Below are 17,865 nucleotides of genomic sequence, written 5' to 3'. Positions count from 1 at the left end.
TATTAAAAAAGCCAGTTCACAAATGATGAACTGGCTTTAAGTAACATTTTCGTCAGTAATTAGACTCGCTAATTTTACTTGCTACGGTATTCTGTATGGCAACCTTTACATGTCTTACCAACGTCACCGTAAGCAGCCTTAGCTGTTTTTTCATCACCAGACTTTGAAGCTTCAACAAGTGCAGCACTTGCTACTTGAAATGCTTTCATCTTTTCGTCAAAGTCTTCCTTATCTTCCCAAATAGCTGCCTTAGCTCTTGAGTCATCAGACGTACCTTCTACTTCAAAACCTGTTGGCGCTAGCATAGTGAGTGCTGCTAATGCTTCTGCATTCTTAGTGTATATAGCGGCATCAAAATCAACCTTACCTTTCACCATAGCACCCAAAACACCAGAGTGATGCCCGACCATAGTGAATGTACTCTGGCGGTATTCAGCAGCTTTTTCTTGTGCTTCGTCAGCTGCGAATGCGATTGTGCTTGCAGAAATCGCAGCGCATAACGTCACTGCAGTAATTAATACATTTTTTTTAGAAATTTCCATTTTTGCCTCGTGATAATGATGAGTGGGAATAAGATACACATACAAACAGTGTACCTTCACTGTACTAAAAGTAGGTTAACTTTACATTACCTTTACAGTGCAAATTGTTTAGATATATATGCTCTCATACGTTTTTTGCTACAACGACAAGTCGCCCAACTTTAAGCGCTAAGAATAAATACCAAATCAGTTTATTTGGGCTATGCTCAAGCTTCGTAAAAACGTTTATTAGAAGTACTCAACATCTAACTTTACTAGGAGTTCGCCTGTGAGCAAGCCACATATTTTACATGTTGTGCCTTATCCAAAAGAGGAAGAGACAAGCTTAGAAGCACGCTTTACACTGCATCGTTTATATGAAGTAGATAATAAAGCGGCTTTTTATAAGGAGTATGGAGCAACAATTAGAGGTATTTCAACACGCGCTTCCGCAGGTGTTACTAGGGAGACTATTGAAAGTTTGCCTAAGCTAGAAATTATCTCAGTATACGGTGTTGGCTATGACAAAGTTGACCTTGAGGCGGCTAAAGCACGCAATATAATTGTGACCAATACTCCTGATGTCTTAACAGGCGATGTGGCGGACCTTGCGGTGGGCATGTTGCTCATGTTATCGCGTCGCATGAGTCAAGCAGAGCAGTGGGTACATTCAGGAAACTGGGTAAATACGGTTAGCTTTCCATTGTCTCGACGAGTACACGGTAAGCGTATCGGTATTCTAGGATTGGGGCGAATAGGTGATGCGATTGCTGAGCGCTTATCAGGTTTTGAGATGCAGATTGCTTATACCAGCCGTCAACCTAAAGAAACGGCTGCACCAGATTGGGAGTTCGTGAGTGAGGTTGTGGCGCTGGCTGAGCAGAGTGATGTTTTGATCGTGGCGCTAGCCTCGACACCTGAAACGCAGCATCTTGTTAATGCTGAAGTGATTGAAGCGCTTGGGCCAAACGGGCTTTTAGTGAATATAAGTCGTTCTTCGAATGTTGATGAAACTGCTTTATTAAATGCGCTTGAAAGTGGCGCGTTGGCTGGTGCTGCCTTAGATGTTTTTGAAGGAGAGCCTAATATCAACCCGCGGTTTTTAGCGTTAGAAAATGTATTAGTTCAACCTCATATCGGATCAGCAACCACGGAAACTAGGCAAGCGATGATGTCGTTGGTGCTGGCTAATCTAGAACAATATTTTGAACAAGGCGAGGCGCTAACACCTGTCTACTAGAGTGTTAATGTCAGTTATTAGTGTGGTTATGTTGGTCGAAAAAAAGACTGTGCTAGGATGAATGCAATGACTTAAGGCGTACCTATTTATGACGGCATCTATTCTAAATCGACTTCCTACTTTGCTTGACGACGCGTCTCCTCCTAAGCTTATTATGGTTGCGGGAGCTTCAGGTGGAATAGGCTATGCCTTTTGCCAGCAAGTGGCAATGCAATACCCAGACGCTAAGCTAATTCGTTTGGCGCGTAGCCCGAAATCATTGGCTAAGTTATCAATAGAGACTCAAGATCTTGCCTTTGATTTGGCTGACGAGAAGAGCATTCAAAGTGCTATCGCGCGGCTACCTGAAAAGGTTGAAGTAGACTGGTTATTTATCGCGACAGGTTGGTTGCATGATGACAGCCACCAACCTGAGAAAACATATCGCACACTCAATTCAGAGCAGATGTCTCATTCATTCCAACTAAATACGATTGGACCAACATTACTGGTAAAGACTTTATTAGAACGAGTTAAATTAAAGCACGCTTTGAAAATAGGTATTTTGACGGCAAGGGTCGGTAGTATTAGTGATAACCGCTTGGGTGGTTGGCATTCTTATCGTGCTAGTAAAGCGGCGTTGAATATGCTGATAAAGAACTTTTCGATTGAGCTTGAGCGAATGAAAAAGCCGGTGGTAATTGTCGGTTTGCAGCCAGGTACAACGGATACTGATTTGTCAGCGCCATTTCAACGGGGTGTTGCGCCTGAGGACTTACAAAGTCCAAGTTATACGGCTAATCAGTTGTTGAAGGTTATGCAGGTGATTGATGAGAGTGACTCGGGCAGTTTGTATGATTTCTTGGGGATTGCTTTTGAGCCGTGATTTAAGGCTAATGGTCACTGCCAAACAGTTAAAGGCAGCGACCATTCAAGGTAGCTAAGTTATTTTACGCAGTTAGTCTTACTCCATGTTTGACCGCCTCGAAAAGCTGATGCTCCATGATTACGCACAGCTCCATACATAGACTCAGCTGTAACACGACAAGCAATTAATTCAGGGTTTGCTTCTTCTACAACGTCCGCAATACCACCGAAAATATCACCAATCAGATTGTCTGGTCGCTTGTTATTTAGACCGTACTTTCGGTCACAGATAGTCATCAAATCACGTTTGAAATCAGCATCGCAGTGTCGCTGACCGCCAGTCTTTCCTTTTAGCTCCCAAGGAGAGGAATAGCACACATCATGTGAGTTGCAAGCAGAAGCAAATGTATTGTAGTTATTATCTTTGTAAGCCCAGTCGATGTTGACGCCTTTCCATTCTTTAGGTACTGAGCAGCCGTCTTTTCTAACTTGCTCAATATCTTGTTTACAGCTAAAAGCACCGTGCATTTTCACAAAAGACACACTTTTATTATTGTTTTGAAAGAGCCTTGTGGGTTGTGTCGCTGGCTGACTTTGACCGTTAGCTTTACAAGTGTTTAGTGCCTGCTGCCAATTTCCATGTGCTTTGATACCGTTTGAGAAACAGCTTACAGTTGCTTGTGGGTTGGGGGTGCCTTTACATAGGTTCTGTATATTACCAGTAGACCATGATTTATTACCCTGCCTGTTCCAAGCCACTTTTCCTTGAATCATGTTATAGCATTGCTGTTCGGCACTTTGCGATGGCGTGCTTGTTTGGGGGCGTTGCTCACACTGATTGAGGACATTACATCATTAAAGTTCTTACTGACTAGACAAGATATATCAGTTGTAACGATTGTTGCACCACCACGAAAACCGGCATCTCTATAAAGTGTTACTTTGGCGCCAGCTTTAACTCGGATAGATGAAATATCATCATTTTTCATGCCCATACTTATGAGCTTATTCATATCGAGATTGCCTTGAGGTAGGTCTATTCGATAGCCTTGATAGTTACAGTGTTGATAGATAGATACGTCAGCTGCTTGGGCGCAATTAAGGAGCGCAAGTAACCCACTCGCTAGGATAACCCTTTTCATCGTTTATTTTCCCTTTTAAAGTTTAAAAAAAAGGTATCGTAATAACCTTTTAGAGCATTATTCTCTCAGAGAGTGAGGCATGAAATATCTACCTAGTATTGGGTAATATTTTTAGAGAGTAACTGATTTTTATATTAAATAAGGCTAACTTTTTCACTCACTGCATTTAGAGTCTTTGGTGAAAGTTCGTGAAGCTTTTATGTCTGTCTCTGAAGGTGAGCTAAAAAAGTTTATTTTATTTAATCAGTGTCAGAGCGTCGATATGGGAGTGATTTAATACTGTTTAAGCCTTCTTGCTACTTTAGTGTTGTTGTATCAAAGAAGGTGTATTTTCCTACCTTTTGGTGCCCTTAATAAAAGATTAATCTCAATCCCTAAAAGTTAGTTTGCACAAGTGCTAAAGGGGACTTCAGAGCATGATACTTGATCAAAACCACCAGCTATACAAGTTTCACCAATCGGTCGATTGGGACTATGTAGCGTCAAAGCTAAACCGTTTTTCTGATAACTCCGAAAAGAACTGTTTTATTGCAGCATTATTCTACTTAAGAACGATGCAAGATTGTTCGTCTGAAGAGGCAATCAAACAATGGGGAGAGTGTCCTTATTGGCGTTATTTTTGTGGAGGCGAGAGCGCTGTTGCGATGAAGGATTTTCCTTATTCACCTTACTTGCTAGACATTTGGGCGCGTGAGATGGATGAAGAAGCGGTTGACGTTATGGTAAATGCTTTGTTGAGACCTGCTTTGTCTAAGACATTACTACATTAAGGTAATTGCTGTTTGTCTGTAGCTTTGCTGTAAAGGGTATTTCATAGAGAATTATAGCCTACTACTCAACAGGTGGTCAGCTATAAAATGGTATTAAACGCTATCGGTATAGTGTAATAAACCACAATGGTATATGAGTGAAGATGTACTGATTCTTGGTTTTCCCTCTTCGTTTAACCCCGCAAATTTTATCCGTATATTACGAATAACATTTTCAGTATGTCTTTCGCTTTTGTTAACCATTGGTGCTATTTGTGCGGGTCTATAACCATTGCATAAGTGTTTCAATATGGCTTGTTCTGTAGTGTTCAGTTTATTTGGTAATGTAGGTTTAAGAAAGTCACTGAAAAGGTGATATTGGCTCATAATATGATTATGAAATAGAGTGGTAACTGTGCGAACTAACGTTTTTTGCTCTTGCAGGAGTTGGTCAAATAAGACTCGTTTGTCAGAACTAATAAAGCTGGCTGCAGCAATACCTTGTGCACCCGAAAGTGTAGGGATCGTGTAGCCATTTTCCATATAGTGATCTATTTTTGCGATGTTAAATACATCTAAGCTGCTTTTACTAAGATCCTTAGACTTTGCCTCTTGCCACCAATCAAGTTCTGCGAGGCTTCCGTTAGCGATATTATTGATGATGTGGTCGTGTTTATGCAGTTCAGCTTGAGTGTAGTGGTCTAAGTATTTTAGATCGTAGTTTTTAGAAACTTGGAAAACGGGTTGCAGGTGAGATGGGTTTTCTAGAACAACTGACGGTATATAAGAATAAAGGACGCTATCAAACCCAGTAATGGTTAAAAAACGGTCAAAGACAGCAAAGGCTTCATCACTCGTTTTTGAGTTGATGAGTTCTATCGCGAAGTTACCTATCTTTATGCTTGTTGTTTTATCTACTGTCATGCTTATCTTCAAACCTCTGCCTCAGCATTTAATTTAACAGTAAGGTAAGTGTTTCTGCAATATATGGATTGCTTTTACTCCCTTTTTCAAAAATTCTCCGTCAAGCAGTCTTATAGCATAGGAGGTATTTAGTTGGCTTCCTCAATGAACGCCAACTTCCCCTCTCCTGTTTTACGTAATTTGTGGTGTTAGTCTGAGTTTAGAAGTGTAATAGGGGCGGTATGAAAGAGTGTGATTATAAAAAGTTATATGAGCTGACCTCAGATATTTACAAAATTGGACTGGATTGGTCTGCCTGGGAAGGTGTCTTAGAGTACTTTGCCTCTTATGTGAAAAACGGAAAAGGATCTATTACTGTTAGACAAAATAGTACATTTGAAATCGATATAGATAATTTCTACTTAACGAAAACATGGAATCTGGGGAGTGAATCTATAGATCCATATCGTAGGTACTTGTATAAACACGACGTGTGGGCAAGCTTAGAATATAATAATACTGAGGGTAAGCTATGCGTCTTCTCTGATCATTTACCTAAGCGAGAGCTGCTCCAAACCCGATTTTACAAAGAGTGGTTAGATCCGATAGGTATATCAGATGGTGTGGCAATTCAGCTGTTTGAAACTAAGAAGATTAGAATAGTATTTAAAATCTTCCATGATGATAATACAGAAGCAGTACTAGACTTATGTAGGGATATTGAAAAGGTCTACCCACATCTTTGTAAGGCAACCGAAATACACATGAAGATTCTTGGTATTGGTAATGGTGTTGATTATCAGACTCAAGCTAACCAATTAAAAGAAAAGTATGGCTTAACTCCGAAGGAAATTGAAGTTGCAACGGCTTCGGTTTACTTAGGGACTAATAAGAAGATTGCGGAGTCACTCGGGGTAAATGAAAGTACGATTAAAAAGCACATCAAGTCTATCTTAAAGAAAATGAATTTGAGTCAGAAGGATGAGATTACGCATAAGTTGATTTGTTTTATCAATCCTCAGCTAGAGCTTATTCCTCCAAACCCAATGTGTTCTGGGGAAATAAATTCGTGAAATCTTTCTTCATAAATAATACCTAAATTTTTAAAGCATGAAGTATTTATAGTCGCGGTAAAAAAAGCATTTTTTAAATGTGTGTTGGTGAGGAATAGTTATATTTACGTATTCTGATATGTGCCTTTAGTATGGTACTTTTAGTGGCGGGTATGCCTGATAATCAAAGGCTAATACCCCTAATTAAGCCCATAGTTATTTCCATCTCTGATATATAAGATATCCCTTGTTGTGATGGCAAGATATCGTTATGGGAGATTAACAATGAGATTAGATAGTAATCACCAGCTTTATAAGTTATCAAAGAGGGTTGATTGGCCTTATTTGGAGTCTGAATTAAGTCATTTTTTTAAAGATAACAATGGAGCGCAGCATCGTTTTATGGCGGGTATGGTTTATTTGAAAGATGTTTCTAAGATGTCATCAAATGAAGCGATTCAACAATGGGGGAAGTGTCCTTATTGGCGCTATCTTTGTGGTGGGAGTGAGGCGGTTGAAACGACAGAATATCCTTATTCACCACAACTACTAGATGTGTGGACTCGCTCGTTAGAGGGTGAAGGGTACGAAGTGTTAATTAATGCCTTGATCAGATTACCAAGCAGAGCGTTGCTAGAAACTGCCCACTAAAAATAATTACTTATTATAGGGATGCTTATCTAATAAGCATCCCTAATGTTAAATAGTTTTACATGCGGTCAGGCGCAACAATACCCATCAAGCCCAAGCCAGTCTTCAATGTATTAGCCGTCAATTGCGCCAACTGTAATCTGCTATTACGAGCTTCAGCCGAAACATCATCTTTCAATATCGGGCAAGCCTCATAAAACGTCATGAAGTTACCCGCCAGATCGAACAAGTAATTACACAGAATATTTGGCGTACCATCTTTCTCAACCAGCTCAAGCGCTTCATTAAAACGAAGCAATGTCATAGCTAGCTGATGCTCAGCAGGTTCTACAATATTTATACTCGCCGCTGTATCAACATCACCCGCTTTAGCAAAAATACTCTGAATGCGCGCATGAGCATATTGTAGGTACGGAGCAGTGTTGCCTTCAAAGCTGAGCATAGTGTCCCAGTTGAAAATATAATCTGAAGTACGGTTCTTACTTAAGTCCGCATACTTCACTGCACCCATACCAACGAAAGTGGCGATCTTACGGCGCGATTCTTCATCAAGGTCAGGGTTCTTTTCAGTAACCAAGTCAAATGCGCGTTGCTCTGCTTCATCCAGCAAATCAACTAACTTAACTACGCCACCGGTACGGGTCTTAAATGGCTTTCCATCTTTGCCCATCATCGTGCCAAACGCCATGTGTTCTAGAGATGTGCTCTCAGGTACAAATCCTGCTTTTTTACTAATGGCAAATACTTGCGCAAGGTGAGTGCTCTGGCGCGCATCGACAAGGTAAAGCATTCTGTCTGCTTTAAGCGTGCTATGACGGTAACGCAAAGCAGCAAGGTCAGATGTAGCATACAAATAGCCACCATCGGACTTCTGAACAATCGTCGGCAAAATGGTGTCGTCTTTACCCTTAAACTCTTCTAAAAAGACACACTGAGCGCCATTGTCTTCTTTCAACAAGCCCGCTTTATCTAAGTCAGCAACAACTTTTGGCAAGTCATCGTTATAAGAGCTCTCTGGTTTCACGTCATCACGAGTTAGTAACACACTCAAACGCTCATAAACTGCGTCACAATGTTGCAATGAAACGTCGATGAATTGCTGCCAAAGGGCATAACACTCTTCATCACCCGACTGTAGTCGAACAACGTATTCACGAGCTGTTTCTGCGAAACCTTCTTCGTCGTCAAAACGAGTTTTAGCGGCTCGGTAGAAACTCTCCAAGTCAGATAGCTGCATCGATACTTCGTCGCCACTCTCTAGGATGCTATTCATATGCGCCAACAACATACCAAACTGCGTTCCCCAGTCACCGACGTGGTTTTGTGGAATAACGTTATGACCCAAGAAGCCTAAAGTACGAGCGATAGTGTCGCCAATAATCGTGGATCGCAGATGGCCAACGTGCATTTCTTTTGCAAGGTTTGGCCCAGAGTAGTCAATAACGATAGTCTGAGGCGCTTCCTTAACGGCAATGTTAAGTCGCTCACTTTTCAGTGTTGAGTCTGCTTGCTGAGATAACCACTCATTAGATAAGTGAATATTAATGAAGCCAGGCCCTGCAATTTCGATCTTATCCGCAAGATCATCTATCGCTAATGCATCAACAACTTTAGTCGCCAATTCGCGTGGATTCATTTTCAACTTCTTAGCTGCGCCCATCACACCATTGGCTTGGTAGTCACCAAACTCTGGTCGGCCAGAAGGCTTGATTACAGCAGGGGAGTCCTTAGCAGCACCAGCGGCTTCCATAGCCTGTTGGATACGCACTTCAAGAAGCTGACGAATGTTCATTGCGGGTATTTCCTTGTTCAATATTAGCGGCGAAGTTTACCCGAGTTTAACATCCAAGTCGGGTTTAAATAACGTAACTATAAAGGAATCGTAACAAAAAACAGGGCACTAGCCGCTGAAATTAGCCGCTAACCTTGCTACATTAGTAGAAAATAATAATTACCTAAATAAACGCTGGAGGGCTATATGGTACGCACATCTTTTTGGATATTTACGACTATTATTCTGGCTTCGTTATTATTAGCGCAGACAACTATTCACTAAAAATTGGCTTTGTCATACATCATTAGGGGTCAATGATTCCTTGTGGCTGTGCATTGTGTTAAATTCCTTCGCTTGCTAATTTTTTTAGGAGCATGGTTTTCATGTCCTTGACAGCCGCTGACATAAAGAAAATCTCACACTTGGCCCGCCTTGCAATTGACGACGCTGATATCGAGCAATACACCGAAAATTTATCGGGTATTTTAGGCTTGGTTGAGCAAATGGAAGCTGCAGATGTGGCTGATATTGAGCCGATGGCCAATGCACAGGACGCAACTCAGCGTCTACGCGATGACGTGGTTACTGAAACCAATCACCGTGAAAAATTCCAAGCTCTCGCTCCGGTTACTGAAGCCGGTTTGTATCTTGTTCCTAAAGTTCTTGAGTGAGTCTAGTCATGCATAACAAGTCCCTAACTGAGCTTGCGGCAGATTTGCGCGCGGGTGCTTATACTAGTGTTGAGCTAACTCAGCACTTTCTTGATCGTATTGAAAAACACGACGGTTCACTAAATAGTTTTATTACCGTTACCGCTGACATAGCGTTAGCGCAGGCAGCAGAAGCAGATGCTCAAATTGCTGCGGGTACGGCGGGACCTTTAACAGGTATCCCAATGGCCCATAAAGATATCTTTTGTACCGATGGCGTAAAGACGTCATGTGGTTCAAAAATGCTGGATAACTTCATCTCGCCATATGACGCGACAGTCGTTGAAAAGCTGAAAGCAGCAGGTATGCCAATGTTGGGTAAAACCAATATGGATGAGTTTGCGATGGGGTCATCAAACGAAACTAGTTTTTATGGCGCGGTTAAAAATCCTTGGGATACTGACCGTGTACCGGGTGGTTCATCGGGTGGAAGTGCCGCAGCTGTTGCCGCGCGTTTAGCACCGATCACTACCGGTTCTGATACAGGTGGTTCAATTCGCCAGCCAGCATCGTTAACAGGTATCACGGGTATCAAGCCCACTTACGGGCGTGTGTCTCGTTTTGGAATGATTGCTTATGCATCTAGCCTTGATCAGGGTGGTGTGTTTGCACGTGACGCAGCAGATTGTGCATTGGTACTTAGCGCTATGTCTGGTTTTGATGAGAAAGACTCTACTTCTTCAGAAGAAGAAAACGTAGACTTTACTTCATCACTCGATAAGTCATTAGACGGTCTTCGTATTGGTGTGCCAAAAGAGTATTTCGGTGAAGGTTTAGATGAAGGTGTTTCTACTTCAATTAAAGCAGCACTAGAACAGTACAAAGCATTAGGCGCTGAGATTGTTGAGATTGAGTTACCAAATACAGGTTTGGCGATTCCTTCTTACTATGTGATCGCACCTGCTGAGTGTTCAGCAAACTTATCGCGTATGGATGGTGTGCGTTACGGTCACCGTTGTGAAAACCCTGTTGACCTAGAAGACATGTATAAACGTTCTCGTTCTGAAGGTTTTGGTTCAGAAGTGAAGCGTCGTATCATGGTAGGCACTTACGCACTTTCTGCGGGTTACTACGATGCATACTACATAAAAGCACAAAAAGTACGTCGCAAGATCAAGGAGGATTTTGTTAAAGCATTCGAAAATGTAGATGTAATCATGGGGCCTGTGGCTCCAACGACTGCATTTAAAGTTGGCGAGAAGAAAGACGACCCAGTGAGTATGTATCTTTCTGATATCTACACACTTGCGGTAAACCTTGCAGGTCTGCCTGCGATTTCTGTACCCGTTGAGCCAGTGGCTGGGTTACCTGTTGGTTTGCAGATTATCGGTAATTATTTTGATGAGTCGCGTTTATTGAACGTTGCACATCAGTTCCAGCAGGCGACGGATTGGCACAAACAATCCCCTGAAGGATTTGGAGGTTAATACGATGGAATGGGAAACAGTAATCGGATTAGAAATCCACGCACAGCTTTCAACGAAAAGTAAGCTATTTTCAGGCTCGTCAACTGCCTATGGTTCAGAGCCAAATACTCAAGCGAATGTCGTTGATTTGGCAATGCCGGGCGTGTTGCCAGTATTGAATACAGATGCCGTTCGCAAAGCGGTTATGTTTGGTTTGGCGATTGATGCTGAAGTGCCAGATATTTCAGTGTTTGCACGTAAAAACTACTTCTATCCAGATCTACCGCAAGGTTATCAAATCAGTCAGTTTGATAAGCCAATTGTTGGTTTAGGTCACTTGGATATTGAGCTAGAAAACGGCGAAACTAAGCGTATTGGTGTGACGCGTGCTCACCTTGAGCAAGATGCGGGTAAATCACTGCACGAAGATTTTGCAGGACAAACCGGTGTTGACCTGAATCGCTCGGGAACGCCTTTGTTGGAAATTGTTTCTGAGCCAGATTTGAGTAATGCGAAAGAAGCGGTTGCTTACATGCGCAAAATCCATACCTTGGTGCAGTTCCTAGGTATTTGTGACGGTAACATGCAGGAAGGCTCTTTCCGCTGTGATGCTAACGTGTCGGTTCGTCCAAAAGGTCAGGCTAAATTAGGTACACGTGCTGAGTTGAAAAACATCAACTCATTTAAGTTTGTTGAGCGCGGCATCAATATCGAAGTGGAGCGTCAAATCGATTTGATTGAAGCAGGCGGTACGGTAGTTCAAGAGACTCGCTTGTTTGATCCTGATAAAGATGAAACTCGCTCAATGCGTTCAAAGGAAGAGGCGAATGACTACCGTTATTTCCCAGACCCTGATTTGTTGCCTGTAGCAATTACTCAAGAGCTGCGCGATAGCGTTCGTGCAGAATTACCTGAGCTACCTGAAATCAAAAAGCAGCGCTTTATTGATCAGTTTGAGTTAAGTGAATTTGATGCCGGTGTATTAACATCGAGTCGTGCGTCGTCGGATTACTTCGAAATTGTTGCCCTAGCGACAGGTGAGGCTAAACTATCTGCAAACTGGGTGAATGGTGAATTAGCCAGTCATTTGAATAAAGCAGAGCTAGATTTTGCTGATTCAAAGGTTACACCAGAGCAGCTGACAAGTTTGATTAAGCGTATTACTGATAATACTATTTCAGGAAGTACGGCTAAGGCTGTTTTTGAAGCGATCTGGAATGGTGAAGGCGATACTGATCAAATCATTGAAGCGAAAGGCTTGAAGAAAATAACCGATACAGGTGCGATCGAAGCAATTATTGATGGCATCATTGAAGCGAACCCTGGTCAGTATGAACAGTATCGTTCGGGTAAAGATAAGTTGTTTGGTTTCTTTGTGGGGCAAACAATGAAAGCTTCAAAAGGGCAGGCTGATCCTGCTGAAGTTAACCGCTTGCTAAAATCAAAACTGGACGCTTAAATGGATAAAATTTATCGCTTTTTGATGGACGATGCGAATGTGCGAGGTGAGTACGCTCAGCTAAGTAGCGCATGGCAAGAGCTAACGGCTTGCTCTGATTATCCTGCGCCAGTTAAAAAGATATTGGGCGAAGCTTTAGTTGCTGTTGCTTTAATGTCTGCGACGATTAAATTCAAAGGCTCTTTATCTATTCAGCTTAATAACGGTAATCCCGTTAATTTGCTAATCGTGCAAGCAACCTCTGATGGTGGTTTACGTGGAATGGCGCGTTGGAAAGGTGATGTCGAAGATATTGATCCAACGATGACTAATTTATTAGGCAGTGATGCGACGCTAGTGATTACCGTTGAGCCAGAACCGGGTCAAGGTGAGCGCTATCAAAGTATTGTTAATTTAGATGGCGAAACACTTGCTGAATGTTTAATGGCTTACTTTGAGCAGTCTGAACAATTGAAAACACGTCTAGAGCTTGCCGTAAGTGATACTACCGCTGCTGGTATGTTGGTTCAGCGTTTGCCGGGTGATGCGGAAGATACTGATGGTTGGAATCGTGCAAGCATGTTGGCTGAGACAGTTAAGAGTGAAGAGCTTTTAACACTAGATGTTGAAACGCTATTACATCGTTTATTCAACGAAGAAAGTGTTCGTTTGTTTGATGGTGAGCCGCTTCGCTTCCAGTGTAGTTGTTCCCAAGAGAAAGTCGATAATATGCTTTCAAGTATGGGGCGTGCCGAAGCTGACAGTATGTTAAAAGAGAAGGGGTCAATCGAAGTAGATTGTGACTTCTGTAACACGCATTACTCAGTAGATGAGATTGATCTGGAGCGTATATTTTCAGAAGGTCTGATTGCTGGTAATGATAGTGTTCATTGAACTAATCGTACAGTGTTAAACGTATAAACAAAGAGCCTATTTATGATGAATAGGCTCTTTGCGTTTTTGTACTTGTTTAAAGTGCTTTTACTGATTCCAGTACTCTGTCGGTATGACCTTTAACTCGTACTTTGTCCCAGTGCTCTCGTAGCACTCCTTCTTTATCTATCAAGAAGGTACTACGTACAATTCCCATGTACTCTTTACCGTATAACTTCTTTAGCTGGATAACATTAAATAAGTTACACACTTCTTCGCTTTCATCAGAAATCAATTCAAAGTTAAACTCTTGCTTGGCTTTGAAGTTTTCATGGCGACGCATAGTGTCTTTTGACACGCCAAAGACAATCGTGTCGTTTGAAGCGAGTTCTTCTTTCATGTCTCTGAAGTTTTGACCTTCGGTGGTACAGCCAGGCGTGCTGTCCTTAGGGTAAAAGTAGATAATGACATTCGAAACACCACGATAATCAGACAGTGTAAAGGTAGTTTCTGATGTCGCAGGAGCTGTAAAGTCAGGGACAACTTGTCCGATTTCCAGAGCAGGCATAAATCCGTCCTATTGGTTATTGATCAGAATAAGTTATCCGATTGTAAGCCGTAATACCACAATCCTTTATTTACCTTGTGTTTATCCAATGTCGCTATTAGACTTTCTTTGATTTACACCTGTATTAAACACCGCGATTGAGCGGGCAAAACCTTGTTGGAGGGTTCGATGTTTCAAGGAAGTATGGTCGCGCTAATTACGCCGATGACATCTTCAGGTCAAGTGGATAACGCTGCGCTAGAAGCGCTAGTGGGATTTCATCTTGATAACAACACAGATGCAATTGTTGCAGTGGGCACCACTGGTGAGTCAGCAACATTGTCACACAGTGAGCATCAGGACGTACTAAAACGGGTGGTAGAGATAGTTGATAAAAAAATCCCGGTTATCGCAGGTACTGGCTCTAATAGTACTTCGGAGGCTTTGGAGCTAACGCAGGCTGCTTATAAAATAGGTGCGGATGCTGCGTTATTAGTTGCACCTTATTATAACAAGCCAACACAAGAAGGTTTGTATCGTCACTTCAAAGCGTTGGCTGAAGGCGTTGCTATTCCACAGATTTTATACAATGTCCCTGGTCGTACAGTCAGTGATATTTTACCCGACACGGTAGATCGTCTTGCAGGTATTAGTAATATTGTCGGTATTAAAGAAGCGACTGGAAGCATGGATCGTGCACGCGAAATTATTGAGCGTTGTGCTGATCGAATTGATGTGTTCAGTGGTGATGATCCGACTGCTGTTGAGCTGATTTTGCTTGGTGGTAAGGGAAATATCTCTGTTACTGCTAACGTTGTGCCGCAGCTTATGCATGATATTTGCGCGGCAGCACTTTCTGGTGACAGGGAGAAAGCATTAGCATTAGACAATATAGTTAAGCCTTTACATCAAAACTTATTCCTAGACCCTAATCCAGTTCCAGTTAAATGGGCATTAGCACGTATGGGTTATGGACATGAGGATGGGCTTCGTTTGCCGTTAGTACCACTTGATGAGTCTTTAAGAGCAGGGCTTCTAGAAGCTATGCGCAAAACAAACGTGTCTTTCAGTTAACATTGCAGGTGTCACTATGAAATATTTACCATTAATGGCAATAACCGGTTTGATGGCGGGTTGTAGTTCAGTGAATTCTCTTACAGATACAACTAACTTGGTCGACTATAGTAATCACAAGTCAGTTAAGTTGTTAGAGGTGCCTGCTGGCTTAGATAAGCCTGTTTTTGATAAGACGTATGTGACGAATGTATCTGATCAAATAGAGACGAGCAATACGGTCGTACTTGATGGAAGCGTTCCACTCATTGATGGCTCGATGACGACAATTCCTGCTTCGGCAGGTGTAAAAGGTGTAGTAGCTGCTGGATCTATACTTATTGTAAAGCAAGGTGCTCAGTTAGTGTTGAAATCGAGTGATGTTGGCGCTTCACTTTTGAAACGGACGACAGAAGCATTAAAGCCAATGGGTTTAACTGTTATCAGCAGCAATCAGGCCACTGGTGTGATAACGGTTCGAGATCGCTCGTTAGTATCTGATCAAGATAGCCTTATAGGAGCATTTTTGAATCGTACAATGGGTAAGGTTAACGAAGGCGCTGAATATCAAATGATCGTTAAAGGGGATAGTGTTGCTTTCACTGATATGGATAGCCAGTCTTTACCTGGTGCAGAAGCTCGTTCGTTGCTAACAAGGTTAAAAAAAGAGTTAACTAGCTCGTAATGATTCGCTTTGCATCATTAGGAAGCGGTAGCAAGGGCAATGCAACACTTATCGAGGTTGGTAAAACTCGAGTGTTGCTTGATTGTGGGTTTTCAGTAAAGGAAACAGAGAAGAGGTTACTCCGTTTAGGGTGTGAGCCTGATTCTTTGGATGCCGTCGTCGTAACTCATGAGCATGGGGATCATGTTAATGGGGTAGGGCGCTTATCTAGAAAGTACAAGCTGCCTGTGTGGCTTACCGTGGGAACCAATGAAGTAGCAAAGGATACTGACTTTAATCAAACGTGCTTCATCGACCCTCATAGTAACTTTGAGATAGGTGACCTATCTCTTCAGCCTTTTCCGGTCCCTCATGATGCAAGAGAGCCGTGCCAGTTCGTATTTAGCGATGGTGCAGTTCGTTTAGGTATATTGAGTGACTTAGGTCGAGTCACACCACATGTGCTTAGTAGTCTGGATTCTCTCGATGCGTTAATGCTTGAGTGTAATTATGATTACGACATGCTGATGGAGGGAAGTTATCCTTATTCATTGAAAAAGCGTGTTTCAGGTGATTTAGGGCACTTAGATAATAAGCAGTCTGAGGCTATACTAAAAAAGTTGGACTTGACTAAGCTACAGCATTTAATCGGCGGTCATGTCAGTGAGAAGAATAACTTGCCAGAGTTTGCTCGTCAGGCTTTATATCGTGGCGCAAACTGTGAGTCAGAATGGATATCTATGGCTAGCCAAGAGAATGGTTTTGATTGGCGGGATGTTCGGTAAAGAGTCTTAATATAATCTTTCGTGAGTTAAATTCATAAAAGGTTCATAAAGGGGTTGACGGGTGCTCAGATCTGTCTATAATGCGCCGCTCTTGAGATGGAAGTTGTTCATCTGAACTGCATCTTAAGTAGTTGAAAGGTCTTGGTTTTTCCTCGATTGATCATGAGTATTAGGTCGGTGTTTTGTTGTTCGGTTCGGTTGAGTGTTTAATCGAATTAAAGTTCAAAAAAACGTTGACAAGATCTGAGGCTTATATATAATTCGCCTCCTTCCTGCGGTAGAGATCGCAGGCGCTACATTAACAATATAGACCAAATAACTTGTGTGGGGATTTGTAGCTTGCAAAAAATACTGCAAGAAGCAAAGAACCTAACAAAACGTTAAATTTTTGATTATACGTATATAGTTAGTTTTAAACGCTTCGACCTGATTTACACGGTATTTATAGTGAACAAATTTAACTGAAGAGTTTGATCCTGGCTCAGATTGAACGCTGGCGGCATGCTTAACACATGCAAGTCGAACGGTAACAGGCTAGCTTGCTAGTGCTGACGAGTGGCGGACGGGTGAGTAACGCGTAGGAATCTACCCAGTTGTGGGGGATAGCCCGGAGAAATCCGGATTAATACCGCATACGCCCTACGGGGGAAAACAGGGGATCTTCGGACCTTGTGCAATTGGATGAGCCTGCGTTAGATTAGCTAGTTGGTGAGGTAAGAGCTCACCAAGGCTACGATCTATAGCTGGTCTGAGAGGATGATCAGCCACATCGGGACTGAGACACGGCCCGGACTCCTACGGGAGGCAGCAGTGGGGAATATTGGACAATGGACGAAAGTCTGATCCAGCAATGCCGCGTGTGTGAAGAAGGCCTGAGGGTTGTAAAGCACTTTCAATTGTGAAGAAGGGTTTAGTATTAATAGTGCTAGCCTTGACGTTAACTTTAGAAGAAGCACCGGCTAACTCCGTGCCAGCAGCCGCGGTAATACGGAGGGTGCAAGCGTTAATCGGAATTACTGGGCGTAAAGCGCGCGTAGGCGGTTATTTAAGTCAGATGTGAAAGCCCCGGGCTCAACCTGGGAATTGCCTCTGATACTGGGTAACTAGAGTTTGGAAGAGGAGAGTAGAATTTCAGGTGTAGCGGTGAAATGCATAGAGATCTGAAGGAATACCAGTGGCGAAGGCGGCTCTCTGGTCCAAAACTGACGCTGAGGTGCGAAAGCGTGGGTAGCAAACGGGATTAGATACCCCGGTAGTCCACGCCGTAAACGATGTCAACTAGCCGTTGGGAGCCTTGTGTTCTTAGTGGCGCAGCTAACGCATTAAGTTGACCGCCTGGGGAGTACGGTCGCAAGACTAAAACTCAAAGGAATTGACGGGGGCCCGCACAAGCGGTGGAGCATGTGGTTTAATTCGATGCAACGCGAAGAACCTTACCATCCCTTGACATCCAGTGAATATTGCAGAGATGCTTTAGTGCCTTCGGGAGCACTGAGACAGGTGCTGCATGG

Annotated in this window: 18 protein-coding genes and 1 rRNA gene; 13 read left to right on the top strand and 6 right to left on the bottom strand. The window is 42.6% G+C overall.

The window, feature by feature from the left end; all coding sequences use genetic code 11:
* Positions 1-74 precede the first annotated feature (74 nt).
* Positions 75-542 (bottom strand): c-type cytochrome, encoded by a 468-nt coding sequence (locus tag DKT75_RS16305; protein WP_109824702.1) that lies wholly within the window; start codon positions 540-542, stop codon positions 75-77.
* 268 nt (positions 543-810) lie between these two features.
* Here DKT75_RS16305 and DKT75_RS16300 point away from each other — a divergent pair, with 268 nt between their 5' ends.
* Complete coding sequence (locus tag DKT75_RS16300) at positions 811-1,761, top strand: 2-hydroxyacid dehydrogenase (protein WP_109824700.1); 951 nt, start codon at positions 811-813, stop codon at positions 1,759-1,761.
* 88 nt (positions 1,762-1,849) lie between these two features.
* Positions 1,850-2,626: an SDR family NAD(P)-dependent oxidoreductase gene (locus DKT75_RS16295; RefSeq protein WP_109824698.1), complete on the top strand. Its 777-nt coding sequence runs from the start codon at positions 1,850-1,852 to the stop codon at positions 2,624-2,626.
* 59 nt (positions 2,627-2,685) lie between these two features.
* Here DKT75_RS16295 and DKT75_RS16290 read toward each other — a convergent pair whose 3' ends face one another.
* Complete coding sequence (locus tag DKT75_RS16290) at positions 2,686-3,381, bottom strand: hypothetical protein (RefSeq protein WP_109824696.1); 696 nt, start codon at positions 3,379-3,381, stop codon at positions 2,686-2,688.
* On the bottom strand, positions 3,378-3,749 hold the full coding sequence (locus tag DKT75_RS16285; protein WP_109824694.1) for a peptidase inhibitor family I36 protein: 372 nt from the start codon (positions 3,747-3,749) through the stop codon (positions 3,378-3,380). The genes DKT75_RS16290 and DKT75_RS16285 overlap by 4 nt, the downstream gene beginning before the upstream one ends.
* A 416-nt stretch (positions 3,750-4,165) precedes the next feature.
* On the opposite strand from DKT75_RS16285, the gene DKT75_RS16280 reads away from it, so the two are divergent.
* Complete coding sequence (locus DKT75_RS16280; protein ID WP_109824692.1) at positions 4,166-4,519, top strand: transposase; 354 nt, start codon at positions 4,166-4,168, stop codon at positions 4,517-4,519.
* 93 nt (positions 4,520-4,612) lie between these two features.
* Here the strand turns inward: DKT75_RS16280 and DKT75_RS16275 are convergent, their stop codons facing one another.
* A complete protein-coding gene (locus DKT75_RS16275) occupies positions 4,613-5,422 on the bottom strand; it encodes an autoinducer binding domain-containing protein (RefSeq protein ID WP_109824690.1) in 810 nt (269 codons plus the stop codon).
* Between the two features lie 221 nt (positions 5,423-5,643).
* Between DKT75_RS16275 and DKT75_RS16270 the strand changes: the two genes are divergently transcribed.
* Both DKT75_RS16270 and DKT75_RS16265 read left to right on the top strand, forming a co-directional pair.
* On the top strand, positions 5,644-6,474 hold the full coding sequence (locus DKT75_RS16270; protein WP_109824688.1) for a helix-turn-helix transcriptional regulator: 831 nt from the start codon (positions 5,644-5,646) through the stop codon (positions 6,472-6,474).
* 264 nt (positions 6,475-6,738) lie between these two features.
* A complete protein-coding gene (locus tag DKT75_RS16265) occupies positions 6,739-7,104 on the top strand; it encodes a transposase (protein WP_109824686.1) in 366 nt (121 codons plus the stop codon).
* Between the two features lie 58 nt (positions 7,105-7,162).
* Here the strand turns inward: DKT75_RS16265 and argS are convergent, their stop codons facing one another.
* Positions 7,163-8,896 (bottom strand): arginine--tRNA ligase, encoded by a 1,734-nt coding sequence (gene argS, locus DKT75_RS16260; protein ID WP_109824684.1) that lies wholly within the window; start codon positions 8,894-8,896, stop codon positions 7,163-7,165.
* Positions 8,897-9,261: 365 nt separating this feature from the next.
* On the opposite strand from argS, the gene gatC reads away from it, so the two are divergent.
* From gatC to hslO, 4 genes are read left to right on the top strand one after another with little or no spacing between them, the layout of a single operon-like run.
* Positions 9,262-9,549 (top strand): Asp-tRNA(Asn)/Glu-tRNA(Gln) amidotransferase subunit GatC, encoded by a 288-nt coding sequence (gatC, locus tag DKT75_RS16255; protein ID WP_109824682.1) that lies wholly within the window; start codon positions 9,262-9,264, stop codon positions 9,547-9,549.
* A gap of 8 nt (positions 9,550-9,557) precedes the next feature.
* Positions 9,558-11,015 carry an Asp-tRNA(Asn)/Glu-tRNA(Gln) amidotransferase subunit GatA gene (gatA, locus tag DKT75_RS16250; protein WP_109824680.1) on the top strand — a complete coding sequence of 486 codons (1,458 nt, stop codon included), beginning with the start codon at positions 9,558-9,560 and terminating at the stop codon, positions 11,013-11,015.
* Positions 11,016-11,019: 4 nt separating this feature from the next.
* Positions 11,020-12,453 (top strand): Asp-tRNA(Asn)/Glu-tRNA(Gln) amidotransferase subunit GatB, encoded by a 1,434-nt coding sequence (gene gatB, locus DKT75_RS16245; protein WP_109824678.1) that lies wholly within the window; start codon positions 11,020-11,022, stop codon positions 12,451-12,453.
* Positions 12,454-13,326, top strand: a complete 873-nt coding sequence (gene hslO, locus DKT75_RS16240) for an Hsp33 family molecular chaperone HslO (protein ID WP_109824676.1) — start codon at positions 12,454-12,456, stop codon at positions 13,324-13,326.
* A gap of 76 nt (positions 13,327-13,402) precedes the next feature.
* On the opposite strand, the gene DKT75_RS16235 is transcribed toward hslO, so the two are convergent.
* Positions 13,403-13,873: a peroxiredoxin gene (locus DKT75_RS16235; protein WP_109824674.1), complete on the bottom strand. Its 471-nt coding sequence runs from the start codon at positions 13,871-13,873 to the stop codon at positions 13,403-13,405.
* Positions 13,874-14,041: 168 nt separating this feature from the next.
* Here DKT75_RS16235 and dapA point away from each other — a divergent pair, with 168 nt between their 5' ends.
* The 4 genes from dapA to DKT75_RS16215 all read left to right on the top strand — a co-directional run.
* Positions 14,042-14,926: a 4-hydroxy-tetrahydrodipicolinate synthase gene (dapA, locus tag DKT75_RS16230; RefSeq protein WP_109824672.1), complete on the top strand. Its 885-nt coding sequence runs from the start codon at positions 14,042-14,044 to the stop codon at positions 14,924-14,926.
* A gap of 16 nt (positions 14,927-14,942) precedes the next feature.
* On the top strand, positions 14,943-15,590 hold the full coding sequence (locus tag DKT75_RS16225; RefSeq protein WP_109824670.1) for a hypothetical protein: 648 nt from the start codon (positions 14,943-14,945) through the stop codon (positions 15,588-15,590).
* Positions 15,590-16,354 (top strand): MBL fold metallo-hydrolase, encoded by a 765-nt coding sequence (locus DKT75_RS16220; protein WP_170310678.1) that lies wholly within the window; start codon positions 15,590-15,592, stop codon positions 16,352-16,354. The genes DKT75_RS16225 and DKT75_RS16220 overlap by 1 nt, the downstream gene beginning before the upstream one ends.
* Before the next feature lie 458 nt (positions 16,355-16,812).
* A 16S ribosomal RNA gene (locus DKT75_RS16215) occupies positions 16,813-17,865 on the top strand; the annotation flags it as partial.

Origin of the sequence: Leucothrix arctica (assembly GCF_003172895.1) — a bacterium.
Taxonomy (GTDB): domain Bacteria; phylum Pseudomonadota; class Gammaproteobacteria; order Thiotrichales; family Thiotrichaceae; genus Leucothrix; species Leucothrix arctica.
Note: the sequence above shows the minus strand (reverse complement) of the source record. Positions and strands in the feature narration are given on the sequence as shown.

Bases quoted from the DNA above. Each gene is read 5' to 3' on its own strand.
- DKT75_RS16305 (WP_109824702.1), bottom strand. From the start codon at position 542: ATGGAAATTTCTAAAAAAAATGTATTAATTACTGCAGTGACGTTATGC.
- DKT75_RS16295 (WP_109824698.1), top strand. From the start codon at position 1,850: ATGACGGCATCTATTCTAAATCGACTTCCTACTTTGCTTGACGACGCG.
- DKT75_RS16290 (WP_109824696.1), bottom strand. From the start codon at position 3,381: ATGATTCAAGGAAAAGTGGCTTGGAACAGGCAGGGTAATAAATCATGG.
- DKT75_RS16285 (WP_109824694.1), bottom strand. From the start codon at position 3,749: ATGAAAAGGGTTATCCTAGCGAGTGGGTTACTTGCGCTCCTTAATTGC.
- DKT75_RS16280 (WP_109824692.1), top strand. From the start codon at position 4,166: ATGATACTTGATCAAAACCACCAGCTATACAAGTTTCACCAATCGGTC.
- DKT75_RS16275 (WP_109824690.1), bottom strand. From the start codon at position 5,422: ATGACAGTAGATAAAACAACAAGCATAAAGATAGGTAACTTCGCGATA.
- DKT75_RS16270 (WP_109824688.1), top strand. From the start codon at position 5,644: ATGAAAGAGTGTGATTATAAAAAGTTATATGAGCTGACCTCAGATATT.
- DKT75_RS16265 (WP_109824686.1), top strand. From the start codon at position 6,739: ATGAGATTAGATAGTAATCACCAGCTTTATAAGTTATCAAAGAGGGTT.
- argS (WP_109824684.1), bottom strand. From the start codon at position 8,896: ATGAACATTCGTCAGCTTCTTGAAGTGCGTATCCAACAGGCTATGGAA.
- gatC (WP_109824682.1), top strand. From the start codon at position 9,262: ATGTCCTTGACAGCCGCTGACATAAAGAAAATCTCACACTTGGCCCGC.
- gatA (WP_109824680.1), top strand. From the start codon at position 9,558: ATGCATAACAAGTCCCTAACTGAGCTTGCGGCAGATTTGCGCGCGGGT.
- gatB (WP_109824678.1), top strand. From the start codon at position 11,020: ATGGAATGGGAAACAGTAATCGGATTAGAAATCCACGCACAGCTTTCA.
- hslO (WP_109824676.1), top strand. From the start codon at position 12,454: ATGGATAAAATTTATCGCTTTTTGATGGACGATGCGAATGTGCGAGGT.
- DKT75_RS16235 (WP_109824674.1), bottom strand. From the start codon at position 13,873: ATGCCTGCTCTGGAAATCGGACAAGTTGTCCCTGACTTTACAGCTCCT.
- dapA (WP_109824672.1), top strand. From the start codon at position 14,042: ATGTTTCAAGGAAGTATGGTCGCGCTAATTACGCCGATGACATCTTCA.
- DKT75_RS16225 (WP_109824670.1), top strand. From the start codon at position 14,943: ATGAAATATTTACCATTAATGGCAATAACCGGTTTGATGGCGGGTTGT.
- DKT75_RS16220 (WP_170310678.1), top strand. From the start codon at position 15,590: ATGATTCGCTTTGCATCATTAGGAAGCGGTAGCAAGGGCAATGCAACA.